The sequence below is a fragment of the Pseudomonas sp. P7758 genome, from assembly GCF_013386485.1.
Classification (GTDB): Bacteria; Pseudomonadota; Gammaproteobacteria; order Pseudomonadales; family Pseudomonadaceae; genus Aquipseudomonas.
Map to the genome: position 1 here is coordinate 1 of NZ_JACARS010000203.1, position 8,607 is coordinate 8,607.

The 8,607-nt window shown below is 60.8% G+C and carries 12 protein-coding genes; 5 read left to right on the plus strand and 7 right to left on the minus strand.

Translation table 11 applies throughout. From position 1 onward, the window contains the following. Positions 1 to 50 precede the first annotated feature (50 nt). Both HX873_RS30365 and HX873_RS30370 read right to left on the minus strand, forming a co-directional pair. The gene (locus HX873_RS30365; protein ID WP_102605856.1) at positions 51 to 680 is read right to left on the minus strand and encodes a lytic polysaccharide monooxygenase auxiliary activity family 9 protein; all 630 of its coding nucleotides are present in this window, start codon (positions 678 to 680) and stop codon (positions 51 to 53) included. Positions 681 to 892: 212 nt separating this feature from the next. Beyond that, positions 893 to 1,246 (minus strand): DUF1428 domain-containing protein, encoded by a 354-nt coding sequence (locus HX873_RS30370; RefSeq protein WP_177123673.1) that lies wholly within the window; start codon positions 1,244 to 1,246, stop codon positions 893 to 895. Positions 1,247 to 1,420: 174 nt separating this feature from the next. Between HX873_RS30370 and HX873_RS30375 the strand changes: the two genes are divergently transcribed. The 3 genes from HX873_RS30375 to HX873_RS30385 all read left to right on the plus strand — a co-directional run bounded on the left by HX873_RS30375 (position 1,421) and on the right by HX873_RS30385 (position 4,000). Continuing rightward, positions 1,421 to 2,221 carry an isocitrate lyase/phosphoenolpyruvate mutase family protein gene (locus tag HX873_RS30375; RefSeq protein WP_177123675.1) on the plus strand — a complete coding sequence of 267 codons (801 nt, stop codon included), beginning with the start codon at positions 1,421 to 1,423 and terminating at the stop codon, positions 2,219 to 2,221. Positions 2,222 to 2,321: 100 nt separating this feature from the next. Beyond that, on the plus strand, positions 2,322 to 3,578 hold the full coding sequence (gene aroA / locus HX873_RS30380; RefSeq protein ID WP_177123677.1) for a 3-phosphoshikimate 1-carboxyvinyltransferase: 1,257 nt from the start codon (positions 2,322 to 2,324) through the stop codon (positions 3,576 to 3,578). Positions 3,579 to 3,610: 32 nt separating this feature from the next. Then, complete coding sequence (locus HX873_RS30385; protein ID WP_177035594.1) at positions 3,611 to 4,000, plus strand: hypothetical protein; 390 nt, start codon at positions 3,611 to 3,613, stop codon at positions 3,998 to 4,000. A gap of 528 nt (positions 4,001 to 4,528) precedes the next feature. Here HX873_RS30385 and HX873_RS30390 read toward each other — a convergent pair. From HX873_RS30390 to HX873_RS30400, 3 genes are all read right to left on the minus strand, one after another. After that, positions 4,529 to 4,747 (minus strand): hypothetical protein, encoded by a 219-nt coding sequence (locus tag HX873_RS30390; RefSeq protein ID WP_102605864.1) that lies wholly within the window; start codon positions 4,745 to 4,747, stop codon positions 4,529 to 4,531. Between the two features lie 153 nt (positions 4,748 to 4,900). Continuing rightward, positions 4,901 to 5,275, minus strand: a complete 375-nt coding sequence (locus HX873_RS30395; protein ID WP_102605865.1) for a tautomerase family protein — start codon at positions 5,273 to 5,275, stop codon at positions 4,901 to 4,903. Positions 5,276 to 5,280: 5 nt separating this feature from the next. Beyond that, the gene (locus HX873_RS30400) at positions 5,281 to 5,559 is read right to left on the minus strand and encodes a carboxymuconolactone decarboxylase family protein (RefSeq protein ID WP_008436391.1); all 279 of its coding nucleotides are present in this window, start codon (positions 5,557 to 5,559) and stop codon (positions 5,281 to 5,283) included. Positions 5,560 to 5,666: 107 nt separating this feature from the next. Here HX873_RS30400 and HX873_RS30405 point away from each other — a divergent pair, with 107 nt between their 5' ends. Beyond that, positions 5,667 to 6,524 carry a LysR substrate-binding domain-containing protein gene (locus HX873_RS30405; RefSeq protein WP_177123679.1) on the plus strand — a complete coding sequence of 286 codons (858 nt, stop codon included), beginning with the start codon at positions 5,667 to 5,669 and terminating at the stop codon, positions 6,522 to 6,524. On the opposite strand, the gene HX873_RS30410 is transcribed toward HX873_RS30405, so the two are convergent. Beyond that, on the minus strand, positions 6,521 to 7,126 hold the full coding sequence (locus HX873_RS30410) for an NAD(P)H-dependent oxidoreductase (protein WP_177123681.1): 606 nt from the start codon (positions 7,124 to 7,126) through the stop codon (positions 6,521 to 6,523). The two genes, HX873_RS30405 and HX873_RS30410, sit on opposite strands and share 4 nt — an antisense overlap. Before the next feature lie 92 nt (positions 7,127 to 7,218). Between HX873_RS30410 and HX873_RS30415 the strand changes: the two genes are divergently transcribed. After that, the gene (locus HX873_RS30415) at positions 7,219 to 7,821 is read left to right on the plus strand and encodes a TetR/AcrR family transcriptional regulator (protein ID WP_177123683.1); all 603 of its coding nucleotides are present in this window, start codon (positions 7,219 to 7,221) and stop codon (positions 7,819 to 7,821) included. Here HX873_RS30415 and HX873_RS30420 read toward each other — a convergent pair. Beyond that, a complete protein-coding gene (locus tag HX873_RS30420) occupies positions 7,818 to 8,492 on the minus strand; it encodes a GNAT family N-acetyltransferase (protein WP_003215223.1) in 675 nt (224 codons plus the stop codon). The genes HX873_RS30415 and HX873_RS30420 overlap by 4 nt on opposite strands. Positions 8,493 to 8,607 lie beyond the last annotated feature (115 nt).

Here is an 8,607-nt window from a genome sequence, read left to right on the forward strand (position 1 = left end):
GCAAGCTCCCTCGCCACATTTTTTTGTTTTGCCTCCGGGTTCAGTTGCCGCTAGTTGAAATCGACGTCAAACGCCTGATAGAACGCATTGCCGGTGTTGGCCACGATCCACATCAACACCAGCACATGCCGGCCCTTCTTGCCCTTGGGCAACGTCACCTGATGTTCAACCTTGGCCTTCAGTTCGGCCGAGTGCTGGTAATACGGCACCTGGGTATAGAAGTCCTCGAAGAAAGGCTTGGCCTCCAGTTGCGCGCGGCTGATGCGCTGCCTGGGATCCCAACCGTCTCGGGTGATCAACCAGCGATAGCCACGGGTCACGTGCGCGGCGGTGTAATCCCATTGCACCTTGAACACCTGGCCGGCTTCAACATTCAACAACGGCCAGTTAAACGGAGTGTTGAGCTTTTTAGCCATTTCTTCGTCGGTGAAGTTCACGCAGTCACGGGCATCGGTCTTGCCGCCGCTGAGGATGTGCCCGTCGGCGGGCGGCGTGACGCTTTGATCGTCGGTTTCGTAAGGCGCCGGAAACGGCCCGGCGTTGAGGGCCGGGAAGTTCTTGCCGCCTTCCATTTCGTTGACTTGCCAGTTTTCCAGCAGGCCACGCTCTACCGCCACCGAGCCACGACTGGCGGGTGTCACGACGCGACCATGCCTGAGTTGAGTCTGGGGTTTGTTCATTTCAGTCACTCCTTGATTGAAGACTTCCCCTCATGGGAAGCGCCTTGAACTTAGCCCACCTCGCCGGGTTGTCTACCCGACGTTTCTGTCAGACAAATCGCGTCAAGTCCTTGTTTTGCAGAGTTTTCGCACTGGTCTTGCACCAGAGTTATCGTCGGTCCTACCCTGCGACAGGCGATCGGACTACAGCCGCCGTCCATGAACGCCTGGCCTCAGGTGTTGAGGATCATCTCAAATCCGCCATAGATCATCCGTTGCCCATCAAACGGCATCGGATTGACGTCTGCCTTCAGGCGCGGGTCTTCCATCACCTTGCTCATCCCGGCGTCACGCACCTGCCGCGACGGCCAGACGATCCAGGAAAACACCACGGTTTCATCCTCCTTGAGCTTGACCGCCATGGAAAACGAGGTCACCTGCCCCTGAGGTACATCATCGCCCCAGCACTCGATGATATTCAGCGCACCATGTTCCTTGAACACCACGGCGGCGGCCTTGGCGTGCTGGATGAATTGTTCGCGTTTTGCGGTGGGCACCGCGATCACACAGCCATCTACGTAAGACATGATCACTCTCCTGATTCGACGGGTTGTTGTGCCTGTAGTCGATCCATCAGGCGCTCAATCGACATCAACGTGGGAAATGTCGACCAGTGGTGTGTTATCGATTGCGATGCCGGGCCGATTCTTGATATGACAGGCGCCTTCAACAACAAAGCCCACTCAAAGGACTGACCCGCCATGACCGCCCACGCCACCGCCTTCCACGCCCTGCACCACGCCCAATTGCTGATCCTGCCCAACGTTGCCGATGCCGGCGGTGCGCGCCTGGTGGCGCAACTGGGCAGCCAGGCCGTCGCCACCAGCAGCGCCGCAGTCGCCTGGACCCATGGCTACAAGGACGGCAATCATCTGCCGCTGCCGCTGCTGGTCAGCACCGTGCAATCCATCGCCCGGGTGATTGACGTGCCGCTGAGCGTGGACATCGAGGCCGGTTATTCCGACGACCCGGAGCACGTGGGCCGGGTGATCAAGGCGGTAATCGACGCCGGTGCCGTCGGGATTAACATCGAGGACGGTGCCGACACGCCTGATCTGCTGGCCCGCAAGATCGAAGTCGCCCGTCGTGTGGCGGACAACTGTGGCGTGAAGCTGTTTATCAATGCCCGCAGCGACGTGTATTTGAAAGGATTGGCCCCGGAGCCACAGCGCCTTGAAGAACTCCTCAAGCGCGCCGCGTTGTACCAGGGCGCAGGCGCCGACGGGCTGTTTGCCGCCGGCATCCACCTGGAGCACGAAATCCAGCAGCTCTGCCAGGCGACCAACTTGCCGGTCAACGTGCTGGCCTGGGCCGGCCTGCCCGCGCCCGAGACGCTGCAAGCCTTGGGCGTACGCCGCCTCACGGCCGGCTCGAGCATCGCCGAATTCCTGTATGGCGCCATGCACAGCCTCGCCGAAGGCTTCCTGCGTACCGGGCAACTGGATACGCACGCGCTCAAGGCGTTCACCTATGGCGACATGAATGGCCGCATGGCGCCATAACCCGCGACTCTGAACGATCCCCGCTCGACAACGGTAGCGTGTTTGGCCGATTATTCGTGTCCGCCAAACGCCACCCGCCTTGAAGCAGGAGCCTTGTACCTTGAGTTCGCAGAAAACCGTGACCGTTACACCGCCCAACTTTCCTCTGAACGGCAAGGTAGCGCCCCCCGGCTCCAAATCCATTACCAACCGTGCCCTGCTGTTGGCGGCCCTGGCCAAGGGCACCAGCCGCCTGAGCGGCGCGTTGAAAAGCGATGACACCCGCCACATGTCGGTGGCCCTGCGGCAGATGGGCGTGGTGATCGATGAACCGGACGACACCACGTTCGTCGTCACCAGCGTAGGCAAGCTGCAATTGCCGGCGCAACCGTTGTTTCTCGGCAACGCCGGCACCGCGATGCGCTTTCTCACCGCCGCCGTGGCCACCGTACAAGGCACCGTGGTGCTGGACGGCGATGCCTACATGCAAAAACGCCCGATCGGCCCGCTGCTGGCGACCCTCGGCCAGAATGGCATCCAGGTCGACAGCCCAACCTGCTGCCCACCCGTGACCGTCCATGGCACTGGCCGCGTGCAAGCCAAGCGTTTCGAGATCGACGGCGGCCTGTCGAGCCAGTATGTGTCGGCGCTGCTGATGCTGGCGGCGTGCGGCGAAGCCCCGATTGAAGTGGCACTGACCGGCAAGGACATTGGCGCCCGTGGCTATGTCGACCTGACCCTGGACTGCATGCGCGCCTTCGGTGCCCAGGTGGACATCGTCGATGAAAGCACCTGGCGCGTGGCCCCGACCGGCTACACCGCCCACGACTACCTGATCGAGCCTGACGCTTCCGCCGCCACCTATTTGTGGGCCGCTGAAGTGCTGACCGGTGGCCGCATCGACCTTGGTGTCGCCCCGCAGGATTTCACCCAGCCCGATGCCAAGGCCCAGGAAGTGATCGCGCAGTTCCCGCACATGCAACCGGTGGTTGTCGGTTCGCAGATGCAGGACGCAATCCCCACCCTCGCCGTGCTCGCCGCGTTCAACAACACACCGGTACGTTTCACGGAACTGGCCAACCTGCGGGTCAAGGAATGTGATCGGGTGCAGGCACTGCATGACGGTCTGAATGAAATCCGCCCAGGCCTGGCGACCATTGAAGGTGATGACTTGCTGGTGGCCAGCGATCCGGCCCTGGCGGGCACCACGTGCAACGCGCTGATCGACACCCACGCCGACCACCGCATCGCGATGTGCTTTGCCTTGGCGGGCTTGAAGGTCTCGGGGATCAGGATTCAGGACCCGGACTGCGTCGGCAAGACCTATCCCGAGTACTGGAAAGAGCTGGAAAGCCTTGGGGTTCATCTGACCTGGTAAGCCAACGGCGCCGGTAACGGGAGGGAGACTGCATGACGATTCGCCAACCCTGCCCACCCGGCGTCTGCGACTGCAATCGTGAGCAACTGCTCGACCTTCCCGGCGCCGATGCACGCATCCTGCACCTGACGCGCCAGGAAGAAAAACGCCTGCTCGAACGCCTCGAAAACCTGCAAAGCCTGCCCGATCTTGAGCGCATGCAACAGCTGATGTATCAGCAACTGGGCATTCGCGTGCATATCGCGCCGGGCCATACGGAAGTGAAGACGATGCGCGGGATTCAGATCGTTATCGATGACTTGCCGGGGTTGTGTCGCAAGACCCGGCAGTCGATTCCAGCGGCGATTCGCAAGGGCATGGAGAAGCGCCCGGAGATTGCGTATCGGTTGCTGGATGCTCATGACTTGTTTCGCGAGGGTTGAGGGCCGCGTTCCATTTGCGGCGATTTTCACGCTTGAGTCTGCGGGCCGTTTTGTATTCGAGGCGAGCCTGGGCCATCTCCTGAGTACGCGGGGGCCGAAAGCCGGCTTTGTAGCGCTCGCGTTCGTGACGAAGTAGAACGAGTTCTGCGCGCATTTGGCGGTGGCGGTGGGTATTGAGCAGGTAGAGGCTTAGCAGCGGGAACAACAGCCCCGTTGTGTAGATAAAAGGATGGGGCTGATAGCTGTAGGTGAACAGCACAATGAAAAAGCTCATCACACAACTGCCTGCCAGTATCCAGACGCCCCAGGCGCGACCTCGGAGGATAAGAAAGTTGCCCGCTGACAAGATAATGGAAGCGATGCCCACATCCAGTCCCGTGTAACTACGATAAGCAGGCACGCCTCGCATGTAGGTACTACCCATCGACGACCCCGCTACCGCAAGAGCAAAAAGCGCAAACATAAAAGCACTGATGAAAACAGGGAAATAGTGAGCCATAAAAGCTCTAGGGGAATTTCTCAGCTCCATTATTCAAACTCTTCATATAGGCCGATGGCCAGTGTCCGGATATTCCCGGAGACGCCGCTGCCTATGACACTCATGGTTGCACCCACTCCTGCCCCCGCAATCGCCGAGTCAGCATCGATCGCGGCAAACAACCGGCCGAGGTCGATACTGCCTTCGATCCGTTCGCGGGTGGTGCGATAGGCAGCTGGAAAACCGTCCTTCAAGACGCTGGAAGTCATTCCTTTACTCCTGGATTCCACGAGAGCGCAAAGAGTAAGACTGAGCCGCCTGAAAGGTTGTCAGAAAGGTCCTCCTTTCCAGACTGACATTTCCCGATCACCTCTCCATACCTTGTGGGCAATCATTCCAATTGGAAAAGTACGCCCGTGCTACTAATTCCCTCTTCCCCCCGCAAACGACCACTCATCCGCCGCCGTCGTTGTAATCACCACCATCACATCCTCAGGGCTCAGCCCAATCGTAGCCTCCAGCCGCTCCACCAACACCTGGTAAAACCGCCGTTTGGTCTCGGTATCACGAGGTTTACCGCCCGTGATCGCGATGAGTACATAGTCGTGGCTGCGCGGGCCGCCCAAATAGTTGGGGTCGATGATCATCTCGCCAATTTCGTGCTGGTGGATCACGTGGAAGCGATCCGCGTCAGGAATCTTGAAGCTCTCAACCAGGGCGTCATGCAATTCCTGTGAAAGCGCTTGCAGATACTCAGGGGATTTCCCGCGGTGCAAGGAGATTCGGGCGTAAGGCATGGTGGTTACTCCGCAGGATGGATGGCTGCCAACAGGTTCAGCGCCGACGCCGCTGTCGGCCAGCCGGAGTAAAACGCCAGGTGAGTGATGACTTCACCCAGTTCCTCGACGCTCAAGCCATTGCCAACCGCCCGCTGCAAGTGAAACGGTAGTTGCTCCAGACGGTACATCGCCACCAGTGCCGCCACGGTGATCAGGCTGCGCTCCCTGGGCGACAGGCCCTCGCGCTCCCAGATATCGGCGAACAGCACGTCGCGGGTCAGCTCGGTAAATTTGTTGCTCATGGACGCTCGCTCCGACAATTCAGTTGACGGGCAAAAACTAGCAAGCCAGGATCATTCCGAATATCAGATTTAATAGCATCCACCATCCCGTTTTAATGGACCATTCAATGCGCCGCCCCACCTTCGACCTTGATGTACTGCGCACCTTCGTCACCGGCGTCGAGCTGAACAGTTTTGCCAAGGCGGCGGATCGCCTGGGCCGTTCGACCTCAGCCGTCAGCGCGCAATTAAAGAAACTCGAAGAACAGGTCGGCACGCCGGTGCTGAGCAAATCCGGGCGCGGGCTGGTGCTGACGCCGGTGGGTGAAGCGCTGCTCGGCCACGCCAGGCGGTTGCTGGACCTCAATGACACTGTCTTCAGCAGCCTTAACGAAACCCAAACCGCAGGCACTTTGCGCCTCGGTTTGCAGGAGGATTTCGGCGAGCATGTGCTCAGTGACATCCTGCGGCGCTTCGCCAGGCTTTATCCGATGATCAGCCTTGAAGTGCGGATAGGCCGCAATGCCGAGCTGTTGACCCTGATCGACAGCGCGAGCCTGGACCTGGCGCTGACCTGGGAAACCGGTCAGACATCGTCCTGCCGCACCCGCCTGGGGCAAACACCCATGCACTGGATCGGGCCCCGGGACAAACCCCAACTACCGCGCTCCGAGGACGCGCCGCTGCCGCTGGTGATGTTCGAGGCACCCTGCGTATTGCGCAGCGCCGCCACCGAAGCCCTGGACCGCGCCGGCATTGCCTGGCGCATTGCCTTGACCAGCCCCAGCGTGGGTGGGATCTGGGCGGCGGTCGATGCCGGGTTGGGTGTGACCTTGCGCACCCGTATCGGTTTGCCTGCGCACCTATGTGTACTCGACGGTCTGCCGCCGGTGCCGTCCCTTGGCTATGAATTGCATTGCAGCCATCCAGCGCCAGGCGCTGCGGTCGCACAGCTGGCAGCGCTCATACAGAGCAGCCTGGTTTAGGCGGTTTCGCAGGGTTGCAGGGTGACGAACAGTTGTCGCCCCAACTTCGCCACCGTTTCCAGATGTTGCTCCGCACCGCCGCCCTCCGAGTCCAGCAGCAGCTCGGATGTCAGCACTTTCGCACCGCAGTAATCAAAGATCCCATGGTCGATTTGCGTGCGCATGGCGTCGGCATAGCCGTGGCGTTCAAACACCCCTTCGTCCGCCCCGCCAACGCCCAGTAAGTGCACCTGCAAGTGGCCGAGTTTTTTCACCACCTTCGTCTCAAGGCTGTAGTCGATCGCCCAACCGTTGACGAATACCCGGTCGATCCAGCCCTTGAGCAAGGCCGGCATCGACCACCAGAAGATCGGGAACACCAGCACCAAGGCATCGGCGCGGTCGAGTCGGGCCTGTTCGGCCAGTACGTCGGCCGGCGGCGTGGCGCGGGTGCGGTGCACTTTATGGTCGGCGGCGTTGTAGCGTGGGTCGAAACCTTCGGCGGCGAGGTCGGCGATCTCGAAGGTGTGCCCTGCGGCAGTGATGCCGGCAGCAGCCTGTTTGGCGAGGCTGTGGGTGAGGGATTGTGGGTCGTGATGGGCAACGACGATCAGCGCGTGCATGGCAATGACTCCTTCGGGGGGTGGCGATGAGCAGGCAAATTGAGTAGGCTTGAGCTAAGTTACCGTTGGTAAGTTACTTTTGGTATATAAGCATGTCAAGCGATCAATCCCCTGCCCCTCGCCGTCGCCTGTCCCGGGATGACCGGCTACGCCAGTTGCTCGACGTGGCCTGGCAACTGGTGCGCGAAGAAGGCACCGACGCGCTGACCCTCGGGCATTTGGCCGAATTGGCCGGCGTTACAAAGCCGGTGGTGTATGACCATTTCGGCGATCGCGCGGGGCTGTTGGCCGCGCTGTATGAAGATTTCGACGCGCGGCAGAACCAGGTGTTTGCCGCTGCAATCGAGGCCAGCGAACCCACCCTGGATGATCGCGCCCGGGTGATTGCCTCGTGTTATGTGGACTGTGTGTTGTTGCAGGGGCGGGAAATTCCGGGAGTGATTGCGGCCCTGGCCGGCAGCCCGGAACTGGAAACCATCAAACGCGAGTACGACGTGATTTTCCTCGGCAAGTGTCGCGATGCCCTCTCCCCCTTTGCCGTGGACGGTGTGATTGGCCAGCCCGGTTTACGCGCAATGCTGGGCGCGGCGGACGCCTTGTCCCATGCTGCGGCCAGCGGGGAGATCAGCCCGCTGGAGGCGCAAGAGGAGCTGTTTGCGAGCATCAAGTCGATGGTGAGTCGAGGAGCGCGTTAGCCCAGCCTTGCGTGCACGAACATCCGAGCCTTGTGGGTCATCTGGTCGAAGTGACGATCACGCTGTTTTTCGGCATCGACCATCGCCCGCTTGCCGTGCTTTTGCAGGAGGTAGGTGTGGATCTGCCGCACCTCCAGCGAGCTGTAGATCGACGCCACATCCAGCAACCCCATCAAGCCGTCAGTGCTGTAGTCGCGGGTGTTCATCAACACCTGGGTACCGCGCACACCGCGCAGTTGAAAGCCCATGGACTCGAACGCCGGGACCTTCTCCACTGCGCAGGTCAGTTCGGCATGGGGGTAGCGGGCCAGCATGTCCTGCATCATCGCCCGCGCCACGCCTTTGCGCCGATGGCTGGCGTGCACCGCCATGTAAGCCACGCCGCACGCCTCGGGATCGTCCTTCACCGGCAGGTACAGCAGGAAGCCGATCACCTGCTCCTGCGCGTCCAGCGCGACGATCAATTCCACCGCAATGCCCTTGGACCCGCCCAGCGCTTCCAGGTACAGGTGCACCTCGTAGCCGATGGCGTACTGGTAGACGTTGTACAGCAGGTTGCTTGGCGGGATGGCGACCATGCTGATGTCCGTCAGGTAGTCGACCACCATCTGCAGGATCTGCGCGTTGATCGGCTCGGGGCATGGGGTTTCGTAATGGGTAAGGCTGAACATTTGAATTCCTGGTGTTTCATTTCAAGGCCCGGCGGATTGTACCTGCTGAAGGGCCGCCGTGGACCCGCAAGCACCCATTGTGGCGAGGGAGCTTGCTCCCGCTGGGCTGCGTAGC

What these genes read in the sequence shown, in the direction of transcription:
- HX873_RS30365 (WP_102605856.1), bottom strand. Translation starts at nt 680, where the DNA reads ATGAACAAACCCCAGACTCAACTCAGGCATGGTCGCGTCGTGACACCC.
- HX873_RS30370 (WP_177123673.1), bottom strand. Translation starts at nt 1,246, where the DNA reads ATGTCTTACGTAGATGGCTGTGTGATCGCGGTGCCCACCGCAAAACGC.
- HX873_RS30375 (WP_177123675.1), top strand. Translation starts at nt 1,421, where the DNA reads ATGACCGCCCACGCCACCGCCTTCCACGCCCTGCACCACGCCCAATTG.
- HX873_RS30385 (WP_177035594.1), top strand. Translation starts at nt 3,611, where the DNA reads ATGACGATTCGCCAACCCTGCCCACCCGGCGTCTGCGACTGCAATCGT.
- HX873_RS30390 (WP_102605864.1), bottom strand. Translation starts at nt 4,747, where the DNA reads ATGACTTCCAGCGTCTTGAAGGACGGTTTTCCAGCTGCCTATCGCACC.
- HX873_RS30395 (WP_102605865.1), bottom strand. Translation starts at nt 5,275, where the DNA reads ATGCCTTACGCCCGAATCTCCTTGCACCGCGGGAAATCCCCTGAGTAT.
- HX873_RS30400 (WP_008436391.1), bottom strand. Translation starts at nt 5,559, where the DNA reads ATGAGCAACAAATTTACCGAGCTGACCCGCGACGTGCTGTTCGCCGAT.
- HX873_RS30405 (WP_177123679.1), top strand. Translation starts at nt 5,667, where the DNA reads ATGCGCCGCCCCACCTTCGACCTTGATGTACTGCGCACCTTCGTCACC.
- HX873_RS30410 (WP_177123681.1), bottom strand. Translation starts at nt 7,126, where the DNA reads ATGCACGCGCTGATCGTCGTTGCCCATCACGACCCACAATCCCTCACC.
- HX873_RS30415 (WP_177123683.1), top strand. Translation starts at nt 7,219, where the DNA reads ATGTCAAGCGATCAATCCCCTGCCCCTCGCCGTCGCCTGTCCCGGGAT.
- HX873_RS30420 (WP_003215223.1), bottom strand. Translation starts at nt 8,492, where the DNA reads ATGTTCAGCCTTACCCATTACGAAACCCCATGCCCCGAGCCGATCAAC.